The sequence below is a fragment of the Citrobacter freundii complex sp. 2025EL-00176 genome (genome assembly GCF_053309355.1).
On record NZ_JBRYHT010000012.1, the window covers coordinates 57,522 to 81,877 of the forward strand.

Below are 24,356 nucleotides of genomic sequence, written 5' to 3' on the forward strand. Positions count from 1 at the left end.
TTGCCGCCATGAAGTTTATCATTAAATTGTTCCCAGAAATCACCATCAAAAGCCAATCTGTGCGTTTGCGCTTTATAAAAATTCTGACAGGGAACATTCGTAACGTTTTAAAGCACTACGATGAAGACCTTGCCGTTGTCCGTCACTGGGATCACGTTGAGGTTCGCGCTAAAGATGAAAGCCAGCGCCTGGATATTCGCGACGCGCTGACCCGTATTCCGGGTATCCACCATATTCTCGAAGTTGAAGACGTGCCGTTTACCGACATGCACGATATTTTTGAGAAAGCGCTGGTGCAGTATCGCGATCAACTGGAAGGTAAAACCTTCTGCGTACGCGTTAAGCGTCGCGGTAAGCATGAGTTTAGCTCCATTGAGGTGGAACGTTATGTTGGCGGCGGGTTGAACCAGCATATTGAATCCGCGCGCGTGAAGCTGACGAAACCGGATGTTACGGTAAATCTTGAAATCGAAAACGACCGTCTGCTGCTGGTTAAAGGCCGCTATGAAGGTATTGGCGGTTTCCCGATTGGTACGCAGGAAGACGTACTGTCGCTGATCTCCGGTGGTTTCGACTCCGGCGTATCGAGCTACATGCTGATGCGTCGCGGCTGCCGCGTACACTATTGCTTCTTCAATCTCGGCGGCGCCGCGCATGAAATCGGTGTTCGTCAGGTGGCACATTATCTGTGGAATCGCTTCGGTAGCTCGCATCGCGTGCGTTTTGTCGCGATCAACTTTGAGCCGGTGGTGGGCGAGATCCTGGAGAAAGTCGACGACGGTCAGATGGGCGTGGTTCTCAAACGTATGATGGTACGCGCGGCGTCGAAAGTCGCTGAGCGCTACGGCGTACAGGCACTGGTGACCGGTGAAGCGCTGGGCCAGGTGTCCAGCCAGACGCTGACCAACCTGCGCCTGATCGATAACGTTTCAGACACCCTGATCCTGCGCCCGCTTATATCCCATGATAAAGAGCACATCATCAACCTGGCGCGTGAAATTGGTACCGAGGACTTTGCGCGTACCATGCCGGAATACTGCGGCGTAATTTCAAAAAGCCCGACGGTGAAGGCCATTAAAGCGAAGATTGAGGCCGAAGAAGAAAACTTCGATTTCTCTATCCTCGATAAAGTGGTTGAAGAAGCGAACAATATCGATATTCGCGATATCGCCCAGCAGACTCAGCAGACCGTGGTGGAAGTGGAAACCGTGAGCGGTTTCGGCCCGAACGACGTGATTCTGGATATCCGTTCTGTGGATGAACAGGATGACAAACCGCTGAAGGTCGAAGGCGTGGACGTGGTTTCTCTGCCGTTCTACAAGCTGAGCACCAAATTCGGCGATTTAGACCAGAGTAAAACCTGGCTGCTGTGGTGTGAACGCGGGGTAATGAGCCGCCTGCAGGCGTTGTATCTGCGCGAGCAGGGCTTTGAAAACGTGAAGGTGTATCGCCCGTAGTTCCTTTACCGGATGGTGCTGCCGCTTATCCGGCCTACAGACTGTACCGTTTTGTAGGCCGGATAAGGTGTTTACGCCACCATCTGGCAATCATTCTGACTCGTAGTAGTTATAAATTCCCGCCGCCATTACCAGCTGTGACGCAACTTCATGAGCCTTTTCTCGGCTCACCAGCAGATCAATGATTTTTAAACCAAAATCAATGGATGTTCCCGGACCCTGGCTGGTTAACAGGTTAACGCGCGGATCCCATACGACACGCTTGTCTTGCCATTGTTCTGCGGGGATTTTGTCCTTCAACGCCGGGAAACCCGTCATATTTCCGATGGGGAAAATATCGTGTGGGACAAGTACGGTGGCCGCAGCGGCGCAAATGGCTGCGACAATACGCCCGGAACGATGAAACTGCTTCACAGTTTCGACCAGCAGAGGGCTGTCGCGAAAACACTCCGCGCCTTTAATACCGCCAGGCAACACGATGATGTCGAAATCGCCGTCAGCCACTTCGACCAACGGTGCATCCGCCAGCAGCTTCACTCCGCGTGAGCACACAATCGTCAGGCCGCCATCGCTGGCGACGCTTGCAGTCGTGACCTGAATTCCGCCGCGAACCAGCAGATCGATAGTGGTGACCGCTTCGGTCTCTTCACTACCAGGGGCGAGACAAACCAGTGCTTGAGCGCTCATACTCACTTTCCTTTCTCTTTACCATTTCAAACAGGTGGGCGTTTTCCGGGACGGCGATGCCGTGCGCGCGGGCGCGTTTTAACAGATAACCGGTTATGTAGTCGATCTCTGTATGGCGCATAGCACGAATATCCTGCAGCATTGATGAGATATTTTCCGCCGTACTGTCAATGACTTGCTCGACATAATAGCGTAAATCATCCGCTGATGTGTGGTGGCCTTCGCGTTCAATCACCGCTGCGACTTCCTCACAGATTAGCGCTATTTTTTCCGGATGCTGACGCAGTTCGCCGTTTGGGCAGTCCCAGAGCGCCGTCAGCGGATTAATGACGCAGTTCACGGCCAGTTTGCGCCACAGTTCGGCGCGAATATTATTATGCCAGGCGACATCCGGTAGTACTTCTTGCAGTGTTTCAGCCAGATAGCTGAAATCACCGTCCTGCTCACGTGCCGGACCGATGCGCGTTGTGCCCTGAGCGACATGAATGATGACGTTCCCGTCGCGACGTGCCGCATGGGTGGTGGTGCCCATCAGCAGAGGCTGTTTAATATTTTGCAGCTCTTCAATCGTCCCCATGCCGTTGTGAATCAGCAAAATGGGGGTAGTTTCAGGCAGAATTGCGGCCAGACCTTTTACCGCATCAGAAACCTGCCAGGCTTTAAGTGTAACCAGCAACAGATCGCTTTTTGCCAAAAAATCGGGGTCGTTTGCCGTCAGGGATTCATTAAAAACTGATCCATCCGTGTCGATCAGGTTCACGCTGCAGTAGGGCTGTGGCACGCGTAGCCACCCTTGCACCTCATGTCCATGTTTGCACAGCGTGGTAAGCCACAGCTGTCCTAACGCTCCACATCCCAGTACGGTAATTTTCATTCTTCCTCCTCACCTGCAACAGCACCAGGTGTTAATCCATATCGGCCGTACCCCTTTATTGTTCGCAGGTAACAGTTCCGCGTACAATTAAAGGATACAGCCTAGTATAGCGCTGTCTGTTGGGTAACTTTGCAGGTATTATGCTTCGCATCAAAAATGAAGGGAGAGGAAAAGATGCCATCTTTCGATATTGTCTCTGAAGTTGATCTTCAGGAAGCCCGTAACGCGGTGGATAACGCCAGCCGCGAAGTAGAGTCACGCTTTGATTTTCGTGGCGTTGAAGCGACTTTTGAGCTGAATGAGTCAAATAAGACGATTAAGGTGCTGAGCGAATCTGATTTCCAGGTTAATCAACTGCTGGATATTTTGCGCGCCAAGCTACTGAAACGCGGTATTGAAGGCACGTCTCTGGACGTACCGGAAACCTTTGTGCACAGCGGTAAAACCTGGTTTGTGGAAGCGAAGCTGAAGCAGGGCATTGAAAGCGCGGTGCAAAAGAAAATCGTTAAGCTGATTAAAGACAGCAAACTGAAGGTGCAAGCGCAGATTCAGGGCGAAGAAATCCGTGTGACCGGTAAGGCGCGTGACGATCTGCAATCCGTCATGGCGCTGGTTCGCGGCGGCGACCTCGGCCAGCCGTTCCAGTTTAAGAACTTCCGCGATTAAGTCGTAATGCCTGCTTATCCGGCCTACAGGTAGCACACGCTATTTGTAGGCCGGATAAGACGACACAGTCGCCATCCGGCAATCTTCACGCCTGGCTTATCGCCTGCTCAACTTCGAATCGATTGGTCACTTTGCTGTCGATTTTGACGTAAGCCGAATGCTCTTGCGCCACAATTAACACTTCGCTTATCCCTTCTTTAGCCAGCAGACGCTGCTTCAGGGTGTCATCCGCGGCAATCTCAGGTGGGATTTCAATACGCAGGCTGCTGACGTACGGCGGTTCTTTCATTGTGCTGGCCACTAACAACCACACTGCCGCCAGAAGCGCGCCGGCCAGGAATACCGCCTGACCATCAAACATGTCAACGACCCAACCGCCGAGCGAACCGCCAATCGCCACGCCAAGAAACTGGCTGGTGGAGTAAACGCCCATCGCCGTACCTTTATAGCCAGCCGGAGACTCTTTACTGATAAGCGAGGGGAGGAGGGCTTCCATCAGGTTGAAGGCGAGGAAGAATATCTGCACGCCTGCAATCAGCCCCCAGAAACGAATGTTTGCGCTCCACAATACAATTTCGGCGACAAGAATCAGTAACACGCAGGCGAGGAACACGCGTTTCATCCGGCGTTTCACTTCGGCGTAAATGATGAACGGCACCACGGAAACAAAGGACAGCAGCATCGTCACCAGATAAATTTTCCAGTGTTCGGCGGCAGGGAAACCCGCTTTCGCCAACTGACCTGGCAAGGCGACGAAAGTGGACATCAGTAAAATGTGCAGACACATGATGCCGAAGTTGAGCTTTAGCAGTTTTGGTTCCGCCAGCACTTTGCTGAAGCTGCCTTTTACCATGCCTGATTCGCGGTTCAGTACGTGGGTAGTGCTATTGGGAACCACCCAAATGGTCAGCACGATACCTGTGGTCGCAAGGGCCGCGATCATCCAGAACAGCGCGTGTAGCCCCAGCGCGTGGGTAACGATCGGCCCCAGTACCATCGCAATGGCGAAGGTGATACCAAAGCTGACGCCGATAAACGCCATCGCTTTGGTTCGGTTTTGCTCGCGAGTTAAGTCGGACAACAACGCCATTACGGCGGCGGCAATCGCGCCAGAACCCTGGAGGGCTCGACCGAGAATAATTCCCCAGATTGAATCTGAGAGGGCGGCAATCACGCTGCCGAAAACGAATACCGCCAGTCCGCCGACAATAAGCGGCTTACGGCCGATGCGGTCTGAAAGCAGACCAAAAGGGATCTGGAAGATGGCTTGCGCCAGGCCATAAATACCGATAGCAAGTCCGATCAAGGCTTCGCTGGCACCCTGTAGCGCCATACCGTACGTGGTCAGAACCGGCAGGACCATAAACATGCCAAGCATGCGCAACGAAAATACGGTCCCTAAACCCCAGGTGGCGCGCAACTCACCGGGCGTCATTTTGTAATCGTTCATTCCCACCTCTGTATTAATTTCGCGCCTAGTGTAAAGCGGGGAAGGGGTGGGGTAAACCTCTACGATATGTGGAATTGTGTAGTGGGATAATTGAAATAATTACCTTCGCAACTAATTTACTTGCGATAATCACAGGTGTAGTCTTTTTGTGGTTATTACTAATGGAAACAGGGAAAAGGAAAATGGCAATTCCAGGCAATATGTGGATTTATGACGATGGAGGCGCGCTGATAAAGGGCGGGTGTGACGTAAAGGGAAGAGAATACAGTATTGAATTTAAAGGTTTTCATCACAATCTCTCTATTCCCACCGATAATGCAACGGGTAAACCAACAGGCACACGTCAACATTCACCGATGATGATCGTCAAAGAGTTTGACTATTCGAGTCCCTATTTATACAAAGCTGTTGCTTCTGGTCAGAATCTTAAGTCTGCAGAGATTCGTTGGTACAAAATCAATGATGCGGGTCAGGAAGTGGAGTATTTCAACATGCTGCTCGAGGGCGTGCGGATTGTCTCGGTCTCTCCTACGATGGCTGGGCCAGAAGACAAAAACAACAATCACCTTGAAACCATAGAGTTACGCTACGAAAAAATCACCTGGAAGCATTGCGACGGGAACATTATCTATACCGACGCATGGAATGATCGGCAGACGGCATAATCGGTGATTGAATGGACACAACTGAAGAAGCGAATGGAACCTATTGGTATCACGGTCACAGCAATCTGTCTGCTGGCGAATTGTTCGATCTCATCTTTCTGGAACAGTTTTGTGATGAGTTAGGAATTGGCATTGAATCGGGAGCGGCTATTCTGGCTGGTCAGCCCTGGTTAAAGACAAGGCAAAAACCTTCTGGGGCTATTGAAGGAACAAGTGTTGTTTCCAAATACGGGAGAATGCTTCTGAGAGATGCGCGGGTACCATTTGGTATTAAAGTCCCCACTCCAGTGGGTTTCAGGATACAAAGCACTAACAAACTTGCTGCTGTGATTGCTCGGTATATACCTTGGCTTGGGTGGATTGGTCTTGTAAATGCACTTGTGCAAGTTTCCAGAAAGACGCGGACAAAATACAACTTAATTGCCCGGCCCAAAGATCGAATTCAATGGACATCATTCTAATGAGTATTCAAGACGATGTGTTAAAGCTTTTCAGGGAAGAAATACCCGGGTATTTGGATGAAAACTGGAAAGAGGTTCCTTTAGAACTCGACTCAGAACTATTTGATGTCCCCGGTGATGACCTCCACAGTGCTCTGACTCGATATGAGAAAGAGTTTAAAGTCGATTTATCATGTGTGAACTGGAAACCGTATTATCCGTGGCACAATTTGCCACTATTCACTAGATGGTTCAAAGCTAAACGGGAAGAAGTAGAAGCCACACGTTTACCTTTAACCGTAAGGATGTTTGCGGAGTCAGCAGAGGCGGGGAAATGGTTGTTTGAGATCTGGCATGATGAACAAAAAGACGAGACCTGACGCTGTCAAAGTCGGGTAGTAAATAAAAAGGATGCCGAAGTACCCTTTTAGCATTCGCTGAATTTACCCAACCAAGGTCAACAGGGTGTGTGAATTATACATCATAAAGTCTAATGATATCATGATATTAGTACGACTCAAAGATCGCATGCAGTGGACATCTTTCTGATGAGAAATTATGAAGCTGAAGTCATTGAGTACATCATGAAGAATTACCCAATCAGGGAACGCTGGTTTAGACCTGGTCTTAGGCAGGTTACTAAAGAATGGACCCTGGAGAATGATTTTCAGTTTGTTCCGGAAGATGCCTATGATTTTTTAGCTGATTTATTTGAGCATTTTGATATTGAATATTCGAATTTTGATGGGAGGAATTATATTGAACAAGAATACCCTTTCTGGAAAAAAGAGCCTTCCGAAATTGAGTTAAAACCTCTGACAGTTGGGATGATTATTGAGTCAGCAAAGGCCGGTAAATGGCTATATGATTGAATAGCTTTTTTGCTAATAAAAAAGGGTGCCGAAGCACCCTTTTCGTATCCGCAGATTTTACCAGACGTAAGTCAGCAGGTTCTGCGAGTTTGGCACCATAAAGTCGACGGACATCATCACGCTGAGCGCGGTAATGGCGATGATGGAGAAGCCGAACAGCTTGCGCGCCCAGACTCTGTCATCTTCCACTTTATAACCGCGCAGCGCCATGCCCAACCACCAGACGCTCACCGCCGCAGCAACAATCAGGTATTTATAACCTGCATAGCCGCCCAGGGTTAGCATCAGCGTGGCGATAGCAAACGCCACGATATACAGCGTGATATGGTTCTTCGCGACCGAAATGCCTTTTACCACCGGCAGTACCGGGATATTGGCAGCCTGATAATCCTTAAAGCGGAAAATCGCAATCGCGTAAGAGTGCGGCATTTGCCACAGGCTGAAAATAGCCAGCAGAATCAGCGCACCGCTATCGAACTCACCGGTTACAGCGCAGTAGCCAATCACCGGCGGCGCAGCGCCGGAGAGTGAGCCAATCAGCGTACCGTAAACGGAATGGCGCTTCATATACAGGCTATAGACGCCCACATAGACCACGAAGCCCATCACCCCCAGCCAGCAGGCCAGAGGGTTTGCGCCAAACCACAGCAGCATAAAGCCAGCAATACCCAGCAGGGTGGCGTACACCAGCGAGACGGCAGGGGAAATCAGACCTTTAACCAGCACGCGGTTTTTGGTCCTCTCCATCTTCCTGTCGATATCCCTGTCGATATAGTTGTTAAATACACAACCCGACGCCACAACCAGTGACACCCCAACCAGCGTGTAGATAAACAGGGGATAGTCGATGCTGCCTTTCGAGGCCAGCAGGAACCCCCCAATCACCGAGATCAGGTTGCCAAAGATGATGCCTGGTTTCGTTACTTGCAGGTATTGCTTAAACATCATAATCGCCGCTCTTAGTGCATCATCATGTTGTAGTTAAGGTTCCACATAATCCAGATGGAGCCCACAACCAGGATGGCGATGATTAGCACAGTAAAGACAAAGGCCGTCATGTTCCAACCTTCATCAGATTTGCTATTCATGTGCAGGAAGCACACCAGGTGCACCAGAATCTGTACCACGGCCATTGCCAGAATAGTTCCCAGAATGACGGCCGGAGAGGCAGAACCTGTCATCACCATCCAGAACGGAATGACCGTCAGGATGATCGACAGGATAAAACCTGTCATGTAGGTTTTTACGCTGCCATGGGATGCGCCGCCGCTCTCGTTAGAATGACTCATTACATCGCCCCCATCAGATAAACAACAGTGAACACACAGATCCACACCACATCCAGGAAGTGCCAGAACAGGCTCAGGCACATGATGCGGGTACGGTTAGTACTGGTCAGGCCGCGACGGGCAACTTGCACCATCAGCACCGCCATCCAGATAAGACCGGAGGTAACGTGCAGACCGTGCGTGCCGACCAGCGCGAAGAACGCAGACAGGAAGCCGCTGCGATCCGGGCCCATACCGTTAACAATCAGGTGATGGAATTCATAGATTTCCATCCCGATGAATCCGGCACCGAACAAGAAGGTCAACGCCAGCCAGGAGATGACCTGGCTCTTGTTATTCTTGTACATGGCGATCGCCGCCATGCCGTAAGTAATGGAGCTAAATAACAGCAGGAATGTTTCAACCAGAACGAACGGCAGTTCAAAAATGTCCTTACCTGTCGGGCCACCTGCGGTGCCGTTCACCAGAACGGCATAGGTTGCAAACAGAATTGAGAACAGAATGCAGTCGCTCATCAGGTAGACCCAAAATCCGAAGATTTTGGTCTGGCCTGCATCGTGGTGCCCGTGTTCGTGCGCGTGGGCAGTCGCGTGCGTTAAAGTATCAGTTGCCATTTTTCAGCCCTGCCTTAGTAATCTCATCGAAATGCTGGTTTTCCAGTTTTTCGACTTCCGGGACCGGCACGTAGTAATCCACGTCTTCATCAAAGCTTTTCACAATCCAGCTGATGATCATGCCTGCGAAGCTTGCAATCGCCAGCCACCAGATATGCCAGATCATGGCGAAACCAAACAGTGTTGCGAAGGCGGTAATGACGATACCGGCACCGCTGTTCTTCGGCATATGAATCTCTTCATAGTGCGCAGGCTGCTTGTACGCTTCACCTTTTTCTTTCATTTCCCAGAAGGCATCACGCTCGTGAACGTGCGGCACAACGGCAAAGTTATAGAACGGAGGCGGGGAAGAGGTTGCCCACTCCAGCGTACGACCACCCCATGGGTCACCGGTCAGGTCACGGTTCTGCTCGCGGTCGCGAATAGACACGTACATCTGAATGAACTGGCACAGGATACCCAGTGCAATCAGCGCGGCGCCGCAGGCGGCAACAACCAGCATCGGATGGAACTGCGGGTCAATCTGCTGGCTGAGGCGACGGGTCATACCCATAAAGCCCAGCACGTACAGCGGCATAAATGCCACGAAGAAGCCGATGATCCAGAACCAGAATGCGCGTTTACCCCAGGTTTCGTTCAGCGTGAAGCCAAACGCTTTCGGCCACCAGTAGGTCATACCCGCGAAGCAACCAAATACCACGCCGCCGATGATAACGTTATGGAAGTGCGCAATCAGGAACAGACTGTTGTGCAGTACGAAGTCCGCACCCGGCACCGCCAGCAGTACGCCGGTCATGCCGCCGACTGAGAAGGTGACGATAAAGCCAATCGTCCACAGCATTGCTGAGTGGAATACGATACGGCCCTGGTACATGGTGAACAGCCAGTTGAAGATCTTCACCCCGGTCGGGATGGCGATAATCATGGTGGTAATACCGAAGAAGGCGTTTACGTTTGCGCCTGCACCCATGGTGAAGAAGTGGTGCAGCCAAACAATGAACGACAGAACGGTAATACACACGGTTGCCCACACCAGCGAGGTGTAACCAAACAGACGCTTACGCGAGAAGGTTGCAGCGACTTCGGAGAATACCCCGAATACTGGCAGGATCAGAATGTACACTTCCGGATGGCCCCAGGCCCAAATCAGGTTGATGTACATCATCATGTTGCCGCCCATATCATTGGTAAAGAAATGGGTGCCCAGATAGCGATCCAGGGTCAGCAACGCGACGGTAACCGTCAGAATTGGGAACGAAGCGATAATCAGGATGTTAGCGCACAGAGATGCCCAGCTAAATACCGGCATCTTGAACATGGTCATTCCTGGCGCACGCATCTTAATGATGGTCACAAAGAAGTTGATACCGGTCAGGGTTGTACCAATACCGGACAACTGGACTGCCCATATCCAATAATCGACCCCGACGCTTGGACTGTACTCTATCCCCGAAAGAGGCGGATACGCCAGCCAACCGGTCTGCGCGAATTCACCGACGCCCAGAGACAGGTTAACCAGGATTACGCCAACAACGGTGAACCAGAAGCTCAGGTTGTTCAGGAACGGGAATGCAACGTCACGTGCGCCAATCTGCAGTGGAACCACCAGGTTCATCAGACCGATAACAAATGGCATTGCCACGAAGAAGATCATAATCACGCCGTGAGCCGTGAAGATCTGGTCGTAGTGGTGAGGTGGCAGGAAACCCGCTTCACCTGCGGAAGCCAGCGCTTGCTGACTACGCATCATGACGGCATCAGCAAAGCCACGAATCAACATCACGATTGCGACGATGACATACATGATGCCAAGGCGTTTGTGGTCGACCGAAGTCAGCCACTCTTTCCACAGGTAGGTCCACTTACCGAAGTAAGTGATAAGGCCGACTAAGGCCGCACCACCGATGATAATGGCAGCGATCGTAACCATGACGATTGGTTCATGGAACGGAACTGCATCAAGTGTCAATTTTCCGAACATCGTATTCTTCCTCAACCCCTTGAGTTGGCGGATTCCGCGTGGCTCATGTCCATGCCTTCCATACCTTCGTGTGCGCTGTGCTCACCTTCTGGTTGGGTCATGTCCATGCTCTTACCGTGAGCCATAAATTTGTTAATAACGTCTTTAAACAAATCAGGTTTCACGTTGGAGAAGTATTCCACCTGGTTGTATTCGCTTGGCACAGCCACTTTTTCGAACGCAGCCATGTCGCTCATGGTGTTCGGAGACTGTTTAGCTTTAGCAACCCATTGGTCGAATTCGGCGCGGTCCTTTGTTGCAATAGCCTTGAATTTCATACCGGAGAAGCCTGGTCCGCTATAACTTGCGGAGATACCATCGTAAGTACCGACTTCGTTGGCGATCAGATGCAGTCGAGTCTGCATACCGGCCATGGCATAAATCTGGCTACCCAGACGCGGGATAAAGAAGGAGTTCATCACGGAGTTGGACGTCACTTTGAATTCAACCGGAGTATTCGCCGGGAAGGCGATTTCATTCACGGTAGCGATACCCTGTTCCGGATAGATGAAGAACCATTTCCAGTCCATGGAAACCACTTCGATGGTAATGGGCTTCTCGTCATGCGCCAGCGGTTTGCTTGGCTCAAGAGCGTGAGTGGTTTTCCAGGTCAGCACGGCAAGGAAAATGATGATTAAGATCGGCACCGTCCAGACCACAGCTTCCACTTTATTGGAGTGTGACCAGTTCGGGCTGTACTTCGCATCTTTATTGCTTGCACGATACTTCCAGGCGAAACCAACAGCCATCAAGATGGCAGGAATAACGACAATCAACATCAGGCCAAATGCCGTCAGTATCAATGAACGTTGTTCCAGTCCAATCTGTCCTTTAGGGTCAAGCAGCGCAGAATTACAGCCACTGAGTAACGCAGTGCCTGCAATTAATGACAACCATCCCAAACTTTTATTGTATTTCCTGAGTCTCATTTAACGACCTCAATTCCACGGGACCGGGTGGCGTTTAAAGTGTGAGGTCATTTTACGGGAAGGTTACATTACTGTAAACATCATTGGATCTGTGTTACTGGGTTCTGCCGAGCGTGTCACATATGTTGCAATATATGTCGGGTTGGCTTTAAGAACCTGTTGCAACATCACGTTATAACGAAAGCAGGCAGGCGAGGGATACGTGGAGGGCAATTGGTATAACCAATACGAAAATAAAACAATTAATTAACAATTGATTATCAATAAAAAGACAATTACAGAACAAAAAATAAATTTTTCATGGCTGAATCGAGTAAGGAAAATAGCATGTATAAAAGGCGTCAATAATTTCCAAATTCTATGGCGCACAAAATAACAAATAATATTTTTATCAGTTGTTGTTTATTTAGCCGTTATAATTACGCAGGGTGATTACAACGGCTAAATTAATGTGGAAAATCACGCCAGACGGGTTTTGCGCAATGCCAGATAATCCAGCAATCCGCCGAATACCACTCCGCAGACAGCGACTACCACCGAGACTTCAAGCAGTTCCGGCAGGAAGGAGAAGTTGGTGTAGTCCAGTGCATTCAGGGTCAGCAACAATAGCCAAACTGCCAGCAAACAGCAGCCCGCGACCAGCGTCATTAATGCCAGACCGTACGCGCCACGAAATTCCGTGCGTGGAATAAAGCTTTCATTTTGCCAGCTATGTTCCAGCGTCTGGCGACAAACCAGCAGCAGCAGGAGTCCAGGCAGTGCGGCAAACACGGAGAACAGATAAAACGTTGGCCACCCGTGCGCTTCGACAAACCAACCCGCTACCGGACCTACGTACACGCGGCCAACCGCTGAAAGCGCGGAGAGCAGGGCGAACTGAGTCGCTGAGAAGGACTTATTGCACAGCGTCATTAATAAGGCGACAAACGCCGCGGTGCCCATCCCGCCACACAGGTTTTCAAAGAAGACGGCGGCGGCCATACTGAACATGTGTTTGTCAGTGATGGACAGCAGCCAGTAACCTGCGTTTGATGCCCCCTGCAGAATCCCGAAAATCAACAATGCGCGGAACAGCGAGAGGCGCTGCATCAGGATCCCGCCGTACAGCGCGCCAACAATGGTTGCCAGCAGCCCCAGCGTTTTATTCACCACGCCGACTTCACCCGCATCAAATCCGACACCGCGGATTAAAAAAGTGGTGGTCAGACTCATGGCGAAGGCATCACCGAGTTTATACAGCACGATAAGGAGCAGAATCAGCCAGGCATTGTTCCGGCCAAAAAAGTCTCGCAGCGGAGCCGCAACCGCCTGTTCCAGCGATTTAGGCACCGGAATAGCATCTGTCGGTTCTGGCGCTAACAGGGTCGCGATGATGCAAGGGATCAGCAGCGCCGCCATCAGCCAGTACATGCCTTGCCAGCCCAGCCAGCGATCGGCCATCCACAGGGCCAGCCCGCCGGAAACCAGCATCCCTAAACGGTAACCCAGCACGCTGATTGCCGCACCCGCACCACGTTCTTCGGTGGGCAATACGTCGGTTTTCCAGGCGTCAAAGACGATATCCTGTGATGCCGAACAAAACGCGATCACCACCGCCAGAGCGGCCATCCAGCGTAGCTGCGTACCTGGCTCCAGAAAACCCATCGCGGCGATAGAAATCAATAACAGTACCTGGGTCGCCAGTAGCCAACCTCGACGTCGCCCCAAAAACGGCGGCGTATAGCGGTCCATCAATGGAGACCAGAGGAACTTAAATACGTAAGCCTGGCCGACCAGAGAAAAGAAACCGATGGTTTTAAGATCGATATTCTCGACCGTCATCCACGCCTGGAGCGTACCGGAGGTCAATGCGAGCGGTAATCCGGAGGCGAACCCCAGAATGAGCAGGATAGCTGAACGTGGTTGCTGAAAAATACGTAAGTAATGACTGGACATGGGCTTCTATAGGCCCGACGAACGCCGGGCCATAAGGGCAGAAATTAACGAGCGTTCTGCTTGATGAAATCGTGAACGCTGGTGTCCTGAGACATATCAGCGATGGTGTCGGTCAGGACGCTGTTAACGGCATCAGCAATATTTTTGTTGGAGGCCTGCAGCGCGCCTTCAACAGAGTAGCTTGCACGGTAGTTTTTGGTCATCTTATTACCGTTAGCGGCGGTCGCGATAATGGCGATGTCTGCTTTGGTGGCGATGTTGTAACGCACGCTACCCTGAGACACGTCAGCATACAGCTGGCTAACAATGATTTGCAGGTTTACTGCACCGTTCGGACCAATCATATAACCACGCGCGGTCATCTGTTTTTCCAGCACTTCTTGCAGCAGGAAACGCAGATCGCGGGAAGCGGTCAGGGTTACCAACTGATTGTCGCGGGTGACTTTTGCCAGCGCCTGATCCTGACGCTGGTCGGCGCCGTTGATACTCACGGTCACGCCCATCAGGCTCGGATCCTGCTGCGGCAGGGTAATTTTAGGGGAGACTTCAATGGTGGTAGGCGGCGTTGCGCATCCTGCCAACATAAACATCGCAACTAACGGGAAGAGGATTTTTTTAAACATGCCAGGGCTCTCAGCGAATCTAAATTGTGTGGTTAGAGAAAATTCCCGCCATCATAACATCGCCAACGATGAGGGGAAGTGGGTAACGCATGTAAATTCATTGTGTTGTCCTTTTTATGACTTTGTGGAGACCAGAAACGGACTTTTTGCAATAAACCAAAGCATGAAATGAGTGAACTTCATTCGTTTGGCTGAGAAAATCAGACAAGCGCTAATTTTTTGTTGCTAAGGTGTAATGAAAACGGTAAAAGCGGCTAGTATTTAAAGGGATGGGTGACATCTCAGCGTTGTCGGAGGAAAAATTTCATGATGATACGTGAGCAAATAGAAGAAAAATTAAGGGCAGCGTTCCAACCCGTATTCCTCGAAGTTGTGGATGAAAGCTATCGTCACAATGTCCCGGCAGGTTCTGAAAGCCACTTTAAGGTTGTGCTGGTTAGCGATCGTTTTACAGGTGAACGTTTTCTTAATCGTCATCGGATGATTTACGGCACGTTAACGGCGGAACTCTCCACAACCGTACATGCGTTAGCCCTGCATACCTATACCATTAAGGAGTGGGAAGCGTTGCAGGACACGATCTTTGCGTCGCCCCCTTGTCGTGGAGCCGGGAGCATCGCGTAGAAAAACGGATTTGCAACAACCGATGTTTTTCCAGTATGTTGCTACAGAATATGTGAAAACGGCCTGCGGGCCGTTTTGTTTTGTCTGAATTCTGAGGGAGTCGTACAGTATTCAGACAAAAATTAGCCGGGAATTGTGAAAAAAGCCGCAGCAACGCGCGATAACCGTTCTCGACTCATAAAAGTGATGCCGCTATAATGCGCGTCTTATTTTTCGGAATGTCTTCGGGATGATTCTGACGACAGGGAATGTGATTGCTTATGAGAACATCCCAGTTCCGCGAAGCCAACAACCTGTGCTTGCGGAGAAGAGTTGACCGAGCACTGTGATTTTTTGAGGTAACAAGATGCAAGTTTCAGTTGAAACCACTCAAGGCCTTGGCCGCCGTGTAACGATTACTATCGCTGCTGACAGCATCGAGACCGCTGTGAAAAGCGAGCTGGTCAACGTAGCGAAGAAAGTGCGTATTGACGGTTTCCGCAAAGGAAAAGTACCGATGAATGTTGTTGCTCAGCGTTATGGCGCTTCCGTGCGTCAGGACGTGCTGGGCGACCTGATGAGCCGCAACTTCGTTGACGCGATCATCAAAGAAAAAATCAATCCGGCTGGCGCACCGAACTACGTTCCGGGCGAATACAAGCTGGGTGAAGATTTTACTTACGCGGTAGAGTTCGAAGTTTACCCGGAAGTTGAGCTGACTGGTCTGGAAGCAATCGAAGTTGAAAAACCGGTTGTTGAAGTCACTGACGCTGACGTTGATGTCATGCTGGACACCCTGCGTAAGCAGCAGGCTACCTGGAAAGACAAAGACGGCGCTGCTGATGCAGAAGACCGTGTAACCATCGACTTCACCGGTTCTGTAGACGGCGAAGAGTTCGAAGGCGGTAAAGCGTCTGACTTCGTACTGGCGATGGGCCAGGGTCGTATGATCCCGGGCTTTGAAGAAGGCGTTAAGGGCCACAAAGCTGGCGAAGAGTTCACTATCGACGTGACCTTCCCGGAAGAGTACCACGCTGAAAACCTGAAAGGTAAAGCCGCTAAGTTCGTTATCAACCTGAAGAAAGTTGAAGAACGCGAACTGCCGGAACTGACTGAAGAATTCATCAAACGTTTCGGCGTTGAAGATGGTTCCGTAGCCGGTCTGCGCGCTGAAGTACGTAAAAACATGGAACGCGAGCTGAAAGGCGCTGTGCGTAACCGCGTTAAGTCTCAGGCGATCGAAGGTCTGGTAAAAGCTAACGACATCGACGTACCGGCTGCGCTGATCGACAGCGAAATCGACGTTCTGCGTCGTCAGGCTGCGCAGCGTTTTGGCGGTAACGAGAAACAAGCTCTGGAACTGCCGCGTGAACTGTTCGAAGAACAGGCTAAGCGTCGCGTAGTTGTAGGTCTGCTGCTGGGCGAAGTTATTCGCACCAACGAGCTGAAAGCTGACGAAGATCGCGTTAAAGGCCTGATCGAAGAGATGGCTTCTGCTTACGAAGATCCGAAAGAAGTTGTTGAGTTCTACAGCAAAAACAAAGAGCTGATGGACAACATGCGTAACGTCGCTCTGGAAGAGCAAGCTGTTGAAGCCGTTCTGGCGAAAGCGAAAGTGACTGAAAAAGCCACTTCCTTCAACGAGCTGATGAACCAGCAGGCGTAATTCGTCGCTTTTGTAGCACGAATTTCGTACGCAAGCCCGTCACCTTTTGGTGGCGGGTTTTTTTTTGTCACGCATTTTGCATGGGAAGAGTGCGAAAACAGCGTTTCAGTGTTAGCGTTACAACAAAAGATTGTTATGCTTGAATTATGGCGATGTCGTACCCATTACTGAGGGACTAGCTGATAATCCGTCCATAAGGTTACAATCAGCACAGCAGGTTTTTTCAAATTTTATCCAGGAGACGGAAATGTCATACAGCGGCGAACGAGATAACTTTGCACCCCATATGGCGCTGGTGCCGATGGTCATTGAACAGACCTCACGTGGTGAGCGCTCTTTTGATATCTATTCTCGTCTACTTAAGGAACGCGTCATTTTTATGACTGGCCAGGTCGAAGACCATATGGCTAACCTGATTGTGGCGCAGATGCTGTTCCTGGAAGCAGAAAACCCGGAAAAAGATATCTACCTGTACATCAACTCCCCTGGTGGGGTGATCACTGCCGGGATGTCTATCTATGACACCATGCAGTTTATTAAGCCGGACGTCAGCACCATTTGTATGGGCCAGGCGGCCTCAATGGGCGCGTTCCTGCTGACTGCCGGGGCGAAAGGTAAACGTTTTTGCCTGCCTAACTCTCGCGTCATGATCCACCAGCCTCTGGGCGGTTACCAGGGCCAGGCAACGGATATTGAAATTCATGCCCGCGAAATCCTGAAGGTAAAAGGGCGCATGAACGAACTTATGGCGCATCATACGGGTCAATCTCTTGAGCAGATTGAACGTGATACCGAGCGCGATCGCTTCCTCTCCGCTTCTGAAGCGGTAGAGTACGGTCTGGTCGACTCGATTTTGACCCATCGTAATTAATGCCCAGTGCGCAGGTGTGCCGCTATAATTACCTGGAGCGGCACAACGCTGACTAGCGTCTTGCGCCTGAGAATGGCATTTGCGTCGTCGTGTGCGGCACAAAGAACAAAGAAGAGGTTTTGACCCATGACAGATAAACGCAAAGATGGCTCGGGCAAATTGTTGTACTGCTCTTTTTGCGGCAAAAGCCAGCATGAAGTGCGGAAGCTGATTGCCGGTCCATCCGTGTATATCTGCGACGAATGTGTCGATTTGTGTAACGACATCATTCGCGAAGAGATTAAGGAAGTAGCACCGCACCGTGAACGCAGTGCGCTGCCGACGCCACATGAAATTCGCAATCACCTGGACGATTACGTTATCGGTCAGGAACAGGCGAAGAAAGTGCTGGCGGTCGCGGTATACAACCATTACAAACGTCTGCGCAACGGCGACACCAGCAATGGCGTCGAGTTGGGCAAAAGTAACATCCTGCTGATTGGCCCGACGGGTTCCGGTAAAACGCTGCTGGCTGAAACGCTGGCGCGCCTGCTGGATGTTCCGTTCACTATGGCTGACGCCACCACGCTGACCGAAGCCGGTTATGTGGGTGAAGATGTTGAAAATATTATTCAGAAACTGCTGCAGAAGTGCGACTACGACGTACAGAAAGCGCAGCGCGGGATCGTCTATATCGATGAAATCGACAAGATTTCTCGTAAGTCTGATAACCCGTCCATTACCCGTGACGTTTCTGGCGAAGGCGTACAGCAAGCGCTGTTGAAACTGATCGAAGGTACGGTTGCCGCCGTTCCGCCGCAGGGTGGTCGTAAACATCCGCAGCAGGAGTTCCTGCAGGTTGATACCTCCAAGATCCTGTTTATCTGCGGTGGTGCGTTCGCTGGTCTGGACAAAGTGATTGCCAACCGTGTTGAAACCGGCTCCGGCATTGGTTTTGGCGCGACGGTAAAAGCGCAGTCTGATAAAGCCAGCGAAGGTGAACTGTTGTCGCAGGTGGAGCCGGAAGATCTGATCAAATTTGGTCTGATCCCTGAGTTCATCGGTCGTCTGCCGGTTGTGGCAACGCTGAGCGAACTGAGTGAAGAAGCGCTGATCCAGATCCTGAAAGAGCCGAAAAACGCCCTGACCAAGCAGTATCAGGCGCTGTTCAACCTCGAAGGTGTCGATCTGGAGTTCCGTGAGGAAGCGCTGGATGCTATCGCCAAGAAAGCGATGGCGCGTAAAACCGGTGCCCGTGGTCTGCGTTCTATCGTCGAAGCCGCGCTGCTCGACACCATGTACGATCTGCCTTCGATGGAAGACGTCGAAAAAGTGGTGATCGATGAGTCGGTGATTGGCGGTCAGAGCAAGCCATTGCTGATTTACGGTAAGCCGGAAGCACAGCAGGCATCTGGCGAATAATTCATCAATTCATACAGGCATTTAATTAAAAAGGGGGGATTTTATCTCCCCTTTTATTTTTCCGTAAACATGGCGTTGAATGTGTGGGAAACATCCCCATATACTGACATACATGTTAAAGGTGGTGTGAAGCACAGTCGTACCACCTGATTACCTGGCGGACACTAAACTAAGAGAGAGCTCTATGAATCCTGAGCGTTCTGAACGCATTGAAATCCCCGTGTTGCCGTTGCGCGATGTGGTGGTTTATCCGCACATGGTCATACCCTTATTTGTAGGGCGGGAAAAATCTATCCGTTGTCTGGAAGCGGCTATGGACCATGATAAAAAAATCATGCTGGTCGCACAGAAAGAAGCGTCAACGGATGAGCCGGGTGTAAACGATCTTTTCACCGTCGGGACCGTGGCCTCTATTTTGCAGATGCTGAAACTGCCTGACGGCACCGTAAAAGTGCTGGTCGAGGGGTTACAGCGCGCGCGCATTTCTGCGCTGTCTGACAACGGCGAGCATTTCTCTGCGAAAGCGGAGTACCTTGACTCGCCTGCCATTGATGAGCGCGAACAGGAAGTGCTGGTGCGTACCGCTATCAGCCAGTTCGAAGGCTATATCAAGCTGAACAAGAAAATCCCACCAGAAGTGCTGACGTCGCTTAACAGCATTGACGATCCTGCACGTCTGGCGGACACCATCGCTGCGCACATGCCGCTGAAGCTGGCTGACAAGCAGTCCGTGCTGGAGATGTCCGACGTTAACGAACGTCTGGAATATCTGATGGCAATGATGGAATCTGAAATCGATCTGCTGCAGGTTGAGAAACGCATTCGCAACCGCGTGAAAAAGCAGATGGAAAAATCCCAGCGCGAGTACTATCTGAACGAGCAGATGAAAGCTATTCAGAAAGAACTCGGCGAGATGGACGATGCGCCGGACGAAAACGAAGCGCTGAAACGCAAAATCGACGCGGCGAAAATGCCGAAAGAGGCAAAAGAGAAAGCGGAAGCAGAACTGCAGAAGCTGAAAATGATGTCTCCGATGTCGGCGGAAGCGACCGTGGTGCGTGGCTACATCGACTGGATGGTACAGGTACCGTGGAATGCGCGTAGCAAGGTCAAAAAAGACCTGCGTCAGGCGCAGGAAATCCTCGATACCGACCATTACGGTCTGGAGCGCGTCAAAGACCGTATCCTTGAGTATCTCGCGGTTCAAAGCCGTGTGAACAAAATCAAGGGGCCGATCCTGTGTCTGGTTGGGCCGCCGGGGGTAGGTAAAACTTCTCTGGGACAGTCCATCGCCAAGGCGACCGGACGTAAATACATCCGTATGGCGCTGGGCGGCGTACGTGATGAGGCTGAAATTCGCGGTCACCGCCGGACCTATATTGGTTCGATGCCGGGCAAACTGATCCAGAAAATGGCCAAAGTGGGCGTAAAAAACCCGCTGTTCCTGCTCGATGAGATCGACAAAATGTCTTCTGACATGCGTGGCGATCCGGCTTCCGCGCTGCTTGAAGTGCTGGATCCAGAGCAGAACGTGGCGTTCAGCGATCACTACCTGGAAGTGGACTACGATCTCAGCGACGTGATGTTCGTTGCGACCTCGAACTCCATGAATATTCCGGCGCCGTTGCTGGATCGTATGGAAGTGATTCGTCTGTCCGGTTACACCGAAGACGAGAAGCTGAACATTGCTAAACGTCACCTGTTGCCGAAACAGATTGAGCGTAACGCGCTGAAAAAAGGCGAGTTGACGGTTGACGACAGCGCCATTGTGGGCATTATTCGTTACTACACCCGTGAAGCTGGCGTGCGTAGCCTGGAGCGCGAAATCTCGAAACTGTGCCGCAAAGCCGTGAAGCAGTTGTTGCTCGACAAATCACTGAAACATATTGTGATCAATGGCGACAACCTGCACGACTACCTGGGCGTACAGCGCTTTGACTATGGTCGCGCGGACAACGAAAACCGCGTGGGTCAGGTGACGGGGCTGGCGTGGACGGAAGTGGGTGGCGATCTGCTGACCATCGAAACCGCCTGCGTACCGGGTAAGGGTAAGCTGACCTACACCGGTTCTTTGGGTGAGGTAATGCAGGAGTCTATTCAGGCTGCACTGACCGTGGTGCGCGCGCGCGCGGAAAAACTGGGTATTAATCCGGACTTTTACGAAAAACGCGACATCCACGTTCACGTACCTGAAGGGGCGACGCCGAAAGATGGTCCAAGTGCCGGTATTGCTATGTGTACCGCGCTGGTTTCTTGTCTGACCGGTAACCCGGTACGCGCCGATGTGGCGATGACCGGCGAGATCACCCTGCGTGGTCAGGTTCTGCCAATTGGTGGTTTGAAAGAAAAACTGCTGGCGGCGCACCGTGGCGGTATTAAGACGGTCTTAATTCCAGATGAAAACAAACGTGACCTGGAAGAGATTCCGGACAACGTGATTGCCGATCTGGACATCCATCCGGTGAAACGCATCGAGGAGGTTTTGACTCTTGCGTTGCAAAATGAACCGTCTGGAATGCAGGTTGTGACCGCAAAATAGTGACCTCGCGCAAAGAGCACTAATAAAAACAGGGCTGGCAGACCATTTCGGACTTGCCAGCCTTTTTTTGTATAGCTAATTTAGATGACGGATTAGGCTTGCCATCATTAACGGGTGTTGTAAGGGCATGGCAGGCCTGATATAACTGCTGCGCGGTCGCACTTTGAAGGATTCAGGTGCGATATAAATTATAAAAGAGGAAGAGAAGAGTGAATAAATCTCAACTGATCGACAAAATTGCTGCAGGGGCTGATATCTCTAAAGCTGCGGCTGGACGTGCGTTAGATGCAATTATTGCTTCTGTTACCGAATCCCTGAAGGAAGGTGATGACGTAGCGCTGGTAGGTTTTGGTACTTTTGCCGTTAAAGAGCGTGCTGCCCGTACTGGTCGCAACCCGCAAACAGGTAAAGAGATCACCATCGCCGCGGCTAAAGTACCGGGCTTCCGTGCAGGTAAAGCACTGAAAGACGCGGTAAACTAAGTGATTTCCCCTTTGGGGATGTGACGAAGTACAAGGGCGCATCAACTGATGTGCCTTTTTTATTTCTGATTCCGGTACTTTCTACGCGTTGTGGGCTGACAATTGCCCCCGTTTCTTGTCACAATAGACCTTTGTGCGCAGCGTTCAGGAAACGCTATGCTGCGTGAAGCATATATACTCAACATCCTTGCCGCCGTGGTTGTAACAACGCGCAGGCGGCTTGAAGGATAACGCGTATAGTCATCTACAGCGGAGTGTGGTTACACCATGATGGACAGCTTACGCACGGCTGCTAACAGTCTCGTGCTCAAGATTATTTTCGGTATCATTATCGTGTCGTTCATTTTGACCGGCGTGAGTGGTTACCTGATTGGCGGGGGCAACAATTACGCCGCCAAAGTGAATGGCCAGGAGATCAGCCGCGGGCAATTCGAGAATGCGTTCAACAGCGAACGTAACCGCATGCAGCAGCAGTTGGGCGATCAATACTCTGAACTGGCGGCGAATGAAGGCTATATGAAAACGCTGCGTCAGCAGGTGCTGAATCGTCTTGTAGACGAAGCGCTGCTGGATCAGTATTCCCGCGAGCTGAAGCTCAATATCAGCGACGATCAGATTAAACAGGCTATTTTCGCCACGCCTGCTTTCCAGGTGGACGGCAAATTTGATAACAACCGCTACAACGCGATTGTGAATCAAATGGGAATGACCGCCGATCAGTATGCTCAGGCATTACGTAATCAGCTCACTACCCAGCAGTTGATCAACGGCGTTGCCGGTACGGACTTCATGCTGAAAGGCGAAACCGACGAGCTGGCGGCACTGGTCGCACAGCAGCGTATCGTTCGCGAGGCGACGATTGATGTTAACGCGCTTGCCGCGAAGCAATCCGTTACCGAGCAGGAAGTTGCCAGCTACTACGAGCAGAATAAAAACAACTTCATGACGCCGGAACAGTTCCGCGTGAGCTACATCAAGCTCGACGCTGCTGCACTGCAGGAGACGGCCAGCGATGCTGATATTCAGTCTTACTATGACCAGCATCAGGACCAGTTCACTCAGCCGCAGCGTAACCGCTACAGCATCATTCAGACTAAAACGGAAGATGAAGCCAAAGCGGTACTGGACGAGCTGAGCAAAGGCGCTGATTTCGCTGCGCTGGCGAAAGAAAAATCAGCCGACATCATCTCTGCCCGTAAAGGCGGCGATATGGGATGGCTGGAAGATTCCACCACTCCGGATGAGCTGAAAAATGCCGGCCTGAAAGACAAAGGCCAACTGTCCGGTGTGATTAAATCTTCCGTCGGTTTCCTCGTTGCGCGTCTTGACGACGTACAGCCTGCGCAGGTTAAACCACTGAGCGAAGCTCGTGACGACATTGCGGCGAAAGTGAAGCAGGAAAAAGCGCTGGATGCTTACTATGCGCTGCAGCAGAAAGTGAGTGATGCAGCCAGCAACGATAACGAATCCCTGGCGGGTGCAGAGCAAGCTGCCGGTATGAAAGCGGTTGAAACGGGCTGGTTTAGCCGTGATAGCCTGCCGGAAGAACTGAACTTCAAACCGGTCGCTGACATCATTTTCAATGGTGGTCTGGTTGGCGAGAACGGTACCCCTGGCAGTAACTCCGACATCATTACCGTGGATGGCGATCGCGCGTTTGTGCTGCGTATCGCAGAGCACAAAGCCGAAGCCGTTAAGCCGCTGGCTGAAGTGAAAGAGCAGGTTACTGCGCTTGTTAAGCATAATAAAGCAGAGCAACAGGCTAAGCTGGATGCCGATAAACTGCTGGCTGACCTGAAAGCCGGTAAAGGCGATGAAGCGATGAAAGCAGCGGGTCTGAGTTTTGGTGAGGCAAAAACGCTGAGCCGTACGGGTCAGGATCCGCTGAGCCAGGCAGCCTTTGGTCTGAGCCTACCTGCGAAAGACAAACCAAGCTACGGCGTGGCGAACGATATGCAGGGCAACGTTGTTCTGCTGGCGCTGGACGAAGTGAAAGCGGGTTCGATGCCTGAAGCGCAGAAGAAAGCCATGGTTCAGGGGATTACTCAGAATAATGCGCAAATTACCTTTGAAGCGCTGATGAGCAACCTGCGTAAAGCCGCAAAAATTAAAATCGGTGACGCGCTGGAACAGCAGCAATAACCGAGGCTCCTCGCAAAAAATTGCAAAAAGTTGTATTAACCAAAGGCCGCTTTCGCGGCCTTTTCCATTTCTGATATTTGCCGTTTGTCTGCCGTTCTGCACCTCGCTATCGTGATTCCACTGTTAACAAA

Annotated in this window: 23 protein-coding genes; 13 read left to right on the forward strand and 10 right to left on the reverse strand. The window is 51.2% G+C overall.

The features are described from left to right. Positions 1 to 8 precede the first annotated feature (8 nt). Positions 9 to 1,457, forward strand: coding sequence for a tRNA uracil 4-sulfurtransferase ThiI (gene thiI, locus ACVXHP_RS19430; RefSeq protein ID WP_008783933.1), 1,449 nt, complete (start codon positions 9 to 11; stop codon positions 1,455 to 1,457). A gap of 90 nt (positions 1,458 to 1,547) precedes the next feature. Here the strand turns inward: thiI and yajL are convergent, their stop codons facing one another. After that, positions 1,548 to 2,144, reverse strand: a complete 597-nt coding sequence (yajL, locus tag ACVXHP_RS19435; RefSeq protein ID WP_447572050.1) for a protein deglycase YajL — start codon at positions 2,142 to 2,144, stop codon at positions 1,548 to 1,550. Continuing rightward, positions 2,107 to 3,018 (reverse strand): 2-dehydropantoate 2-reductase, encoded by a 912-nt coding sequence (panE, locus tag ACVXHP_RS19440; RefSeq protein ID WP_038638233.1) that lies wholly within the window; start codon positions 3,016 to 3,018, stop codon positions 2,107 to 2,109. Before panE ends, yajL begins: the two co-directional genes overlap by 38 nt. 174 nt (positions 3,019 to 3,192) lie before the next feature. On the opposite strand from panE, the gene ACVXHP_RS19445 reads away from it, so the two are divergent. After that, positions 3,193 to 3,684, forward strand: a complete 492-nt coding sequence (locus ACVXHP_RS19445; protein WP_003831002.1) for a YajQ family cyclic di-GMP-binding protein — start codon at positions 3,193 to 3,195, stop codon at positions 3,682 to 3,684. An 85-nt stretch (positions 3,685 to 3,769) separates the two neighbouring features. On the opposite strand, the gene ACVXHP_RS19450 is transcribed toward ACVXHP_RS19445, so the two are convergent. Next, positions 3,770 to 5,134 (reverse strand): MFS transporter, encoded by a 1,365-nt coding sequence (locus ACVXHP_RS19450; protein ID WP_316128373.1) that lies wholly within the window; start codon positions 5,132 to 5,134, stop codon positions 3,770 to 3,772. A 182-nt stretch (positions 5,135 to 5,316) separates the two neighbouring features. Here ACVXHP_RS19450 and ACVXHP_RS19455 point away from each other — a divergent pair, with 182 nt between their 5' ends. The 4 genes from ACVXHP_RS19455 to ACVXHP_RS19470 all read left to right on the forward strand — a co-directional run bounded on the left by ACVXHP_RS19455 (position 5,317) and on the right by ACVXHP_RS19470 (position 7,111). Continuing rightward, a complete protein-coding gene (locus ACVXHP_RS19455; RefSeq protein WP_003021598.1) occupies positions 5,317 to 5,799 on the forward strand; it encodes an Hcp family type VI secretion system effector in 483 nt (160 codons plus the stop codon). An 11-nt stretch (positions 5,800 to 5,810) separates the two neighbouring features. Continuing rightward, on the forward strand, positions 5,811 to 6,260 hold the full coding sequence (locus tag ACVXHP_RS19460) for an STM2901 family protein (RefSeq protein ID WP_038638248.1): 450 nt from the start codon (positions 5,811 to 5,813) through the stop codon (positions 6,258 to 6,260). Further along, a complete protein-coding gene (locus tag ACVXHP_RS19465; protein WP_316128371.1) occupies positions 6,245 to 6,619 on the forward strand; it encodes a DUF1493 family protein in 375 nt (124 codons plus the stop codon). Before ACVXHP_RS19460 ends, ACVXHP_RS19465 begins: the two co-directional genes overlap by 16 nt. A 168-nt stretch (positions 6,620 to 6,787) precedes the next feature. Beyond that, positions 6,788 to 7,111 (forward strand): DUF1493 family protein, encoded by a 324-nt coding sequence (locus ACVXHP_RS19470; protein ID WP_447572051.1) that lies wholly within the window; start codon positions 6,788 to 6,790, stop codon positions 7,109 to 7,111. Between the two features lie 57 nt (positions 7,112 to 7,168). On the opposite strand, the gene cyoE is transcribed toward ACVXHP_RS19470, so the two are convergent. From cyoE to ACVXHP_RS19505, 7 genes are all read right to left on the reverse strand, one after another. After that, positions 7,169 to 8,059, reverse strand: a complete 891-nt coding sequence (gene cyoE / locus ACVXHP_RS19475; RefSeq protein ID WP_003831005.1) for a heme o synthase — start codon at positions 8,057 to 8,059, stop codon at positions 7,169 to 7,171. Positions 8,060 to 8,070: 11 nt separating this feature from the next. Further along, complete coding sequence (locus ACVXHP_RS19480; RefSeq protein ID WP_003831006.1) at positions 8,071 to 8,400, reverse strand: cytochrome o ubiquinol oxidase subunit IV; 330 nt, start codon at positions 8,398 to 8,400, stop codon at positions 8,071 to 8,073. After that, positions 8,400 to 9,014 carry a cytochrome o ubiquinol oxidase subunit III gene (locus ACVXHP_RS19485; protein WP_200007722.1) on the reverse strand — a complete coding sequence of 205 codons (615 nt, stop codon included), beginning with the start codon at positions 9,012 to 9,014 and terminating at the stop codon, positions 8,400 to 8,402. The genes ACVXHP_RS19480 and ACVXHP_RS19485 overlap by 1 nt, the downstream gene beginning before the upstream one ends. Then, positions 9,004 to 10,995 (reverse strand): cytochrome o ubiquinol oxidase subunit I, encoded by a 1,992-nt coding sequence (gene cyoB, locus ACVXHP_RS19490; RefSeq protein ID WP_200007720.1) that lies wholly within the window; start codon positions 10,993 to 10,995, stop codon positions 9,004 to 9,006. Before cyoB ends, ACVXHP_RS19485 begins: the two co-directional genes overlap by 11 nt. Positions 10,996 to 11,006: 11 nt before the next feature. Beyond that, positions 11,007 to 11,963 (reverse strand): cytochrome o ubiquinol oxidase subunit II, encoded by a 957-nt coding sequence (gene cyoA, locus ACVXHP_RS19495; protein WP_085047638.1) that lies wholly within the window; start codon positions 11,961 to 11,963, stop codon positions 11,007 to 11,009. Between the two features lie 459 nt (positions 11,964 to 12,422). Then, positions 12,423 to 13,898, reverse strand: a complete 1,476-nt coding sequence (ampG, locus tag ACVXHP_RS19500) for a muropeptide MFS transporter AmpG (protein ID WP_200007718.1) — start codon at positions 13,896 to 13,898, stop codon at positions 12,423 to 12,425. Between the two features lie 44 nt (positions 13,899 to 13,942). Next, entirely contained in the window at positions 13,943 to 14,521 is a 579-nt protein-coding gene (locus ACVXHP_RS19505; RefSeq protein ID WP_003021617.1) for a lipoprotein, read from the reverse strand. 306 nt (positions 14,522 to 14,827) lie between these two features. Here ACVXHP_RS19505 and bolA point away from each other — a divergent pair, with 306 nt between their 5' ends. The 7 genes from bolA (at position 14,828) to ppiD (ending at position 24,225) form a co-directional block, all read left to right on the forward strand. Next, complete coding sequence (bolA, locus tag ACVXHP_RS19510; protein ID WP_038638264.1) at positions 14,828 to 15,145, forward strand: transcriptional regulator BolA; 318 nt, start codon at positions 14,828 to 14,830, stop codon at positions 15,143 to 15,145. Between the two features lie 346 nt (positions 15,146 to 15,491). Then, the gene (gene tig, locus ACVXHP_RS19515; protein ID WP_003021622.1) at positions 15,492 to 16,790 is read left to right on the forward strand and encodes a trigger factor; all 1,299 of its coding nucleotides are present in this window, start codon (positions 15,492 to 15,494) and stop codon (positions 16,788 to 16,790) included. A gap of 247 nt (positions 16,791 to 17,037) precedes the next feature. Beyond that, positions 17,038 to 17,661 carry an ATP-dependent Clp endopeptidase proteolytic subunit ClpP gene (clpP, locus tag ACVXHP_RS19520; protein WP_032939995.1) on the forward strand — a complete coding sequence of 208 codons (624 nt, stop codon included), beginning with the start codon at positions 17,038 to 17,040 and terminating at the stop codon, positions 17,659 to 17,661. A 126-nt stretch (positions 17,662 to 17,787) separates the two neighbouring features. Further along, positions 17,788 to 19,062, forward strand: coding sequence for an ATP-dependent protease ATP-binding subunit ClpX (gene clpX / locus ACVXHP_RS19525; protein WP_003831013.1), 1,275 nt, complete (start codon positions 17,788 to 17,790; stop codon positions 19,060 to 19,062). Positions 19,063 to 19,246: 184 nt separating this feature from the next. After that, positions 19,247 to 21,601 carry an endopeptidase La gene (lon, locus tag ACVXHP_RS19530; RefSeq protein WP_038638272.1) on the forward strand — a complete coding sequence of 785 codons (2,355 nt, stop codon included), beginning with the start codon at positions 19,247 to 19,249 and terminating at the stop codon, positions 21,599 to 21,601. A gap of 209 nt (positions 21,602 to 21,810) precedes the next feature. Continuing rightward, complete coding sequence (gene hupB / locus ACVXHP_RS19535) at positions 21,811 to 22,083, forward strand: nucleoid-associated protein HU-beta (protein ID WP_003021629.1); 273 nt, start codon at positions 21,811 to 21,813, stop codon at positions 22,081 to 22,083. 267 nt (positions 22,084 to 22,350) lie between these two features. After that, positions 22,351 to 24,225: a peptidylprolyl isomerase gene (gene ppiD, locus ACVXHP_RS19540; protein ID WP_137348996.1), complete on the forward strand. Its 1,875-nt coding sequence runs from the start codon at positions 22,351 to 22,353 to the stop codon at positions 24,223 to 24,225. Positions 24,226 to 24,356 lie beyond the last annotated feature (131 nt).

What these genes read in the sequence shown, in the direction of transcription:
- ACVXHP_RS19465 (WP_316128371.1), top strand. Translation starts at nt 6,245, where the DNA reads ATGGACATCATTCTAATGAGTATTCAAGACGATGTGTTAAAGCTTTTC.
- lon (WP_038638272.1), top strand. Translation starts at nt 19,247, where the DNA reads ATGAATCCTGAGCGTTCTGAACGCATTGAAATCCCCGTGTTGCCGTTG.
- ACVXHP_RS19505 (WP_003021617.1), bottom strand. Translation starts at nt 14,521, where the DNA reads ATGTTTAAAAAAATCCTCTTCCCGTTAGTTGCGATGTTTATGTTGGCA.
- ACVXHP_RS19450 (WP_316128373.1), bottom strand. Translation starts at nt 5,134, where the DNA reads ATGAACGATTACAAAATGACGCCCGGTGAGTTGCGCGCCACCTGGGGT.
- ampG (WP_200007718.1), bottom strand. Translation starts at nt 13,898, where the DNA reads ATGTCCAGTCATTACTTACGTATTTTTCAGCAACCACGTTCAGCTATC.
- ACVXHP_RS19480 (WP_003831006.1), bottom strand. Translation starts at nt 8,400, where the DNA reads ATGAGTCATTCTAACGAGAGCGGCGGCGCATCCCATGGCAGCGTAAAA.
- yajL (WP_447572050.1), bottom strand. Translation starts at nt 2,144, where the DNA reads ATGAGCGCTCAAGCACTGGTTTGTCTCGCCCCTGGTAGTGAAGAGACC.
- ppiD (WP_137348996.1), top strand. Translation starts at nt 22,351, where the DNA reads ATGATGGACAGCTTACGCACGGCTGCTAACAGTCTCGTGCTCAAGATT.
- bolA (WP_038638264.1), top strand. Translation starts at nt 14,828, where the DNA reads ATGATGATACGTGAGCAAATAGAAGAAAAATTAAGGGCAGCGTTCCAA.
- cyoA (WP_085047638.1), bottom strand. Translation starts at nt 11,963, where the DNA reads ATGAGACTCAGGAAATACAATAAAAGTTTGGGATGGTTGTCATTAATT.
- ACVXHP_RS19455 (WP_003021598.1), top strand. Translation starts at nt 5,317, where the DNA reads ATGGCAATTCCAGGCAATATGTGGATTTATGACGATGGAGGCGCGCTG.
- cyoE (WP_003831005.1), bottom strand. Translation starts at nt 8,059, where the DNA reads ATGATGTTTAAGCAATACCTGCAAGTAACGAAACCAGGCATCATCTTT.
- ACVXHP_RS19485 (WP_200007722.1), bottom strand. Translation starts at nt 9,014, where the DNA reads ATGGCAACTGATACTTTAACGCACGCGACTGCCCACGCGCACGAACAC.
- ACVXHP_RS19460 (WP_038638248.1), top strand. Translation starts at nt 5,811, where the DNA reads ATGGACACAACTGAAGAAGCGAATGGAACCTATTGGTATCACGGTCAC.
- ACVXHP_RS19470 (WP_447572051.1), top strand. Translation starts at nt 6,788, where the DNA reads ATGAGAAATTATGAAGCTGAAGTCATTGAGTACATCATGAAGAATTAC.
- clpP (WP_032939995.1), top strand. Translation starts at nt 17,038, where the DNA reads ATGTCATACAGCGGCGAACGAGATAACTTTGCACCCCATATGGCGCTG.
- tig (WP_003021622.1), top strand. Translation starts at nt 15,492, where the DNA reads ATGCAAGTTTCAGTTGAAACCACTCAAGGCCTTGGCCGCCGTGTAACG.
- cyoB (WP_200007720.1), bottom strand. Translation starts at nt 10,995, where the DNA reads ATGTTCGGAAAATTGACACTTGATGCAGTTCCGTTCCATGAACCAATC.
- ACVXHP_RS19445 (WP_003831002.1), top strand. Translation starts at nt 3,193, where the DNA reads ATGCCATCTTTCGATATTGTCTCTGAAGTTGATCTTCAGGAAGCCCGT.
- thiI (WP_008783933.1), top strand. Translation starts at nt 9, where the DNA reads ATGAAGTTTATCATTAAATTGTTCCCAGAAATCACCATCAAAAGCCAA.
- panE (WP_038638233.1), bottom strand. Translation starts at nt 3,018, where the DNA reads ATGAAAATTACCGTACTGGGATGTGGAGCGTTAGGACAGCTGTGGCTT.
- clpX (WP_003831013.1), top strand. Translation starts at nt 17,788, where the DNA reads ATGACAGATAAACGCAAAGATGGCTCGGGCAAATTGTTGTACTGCTCT.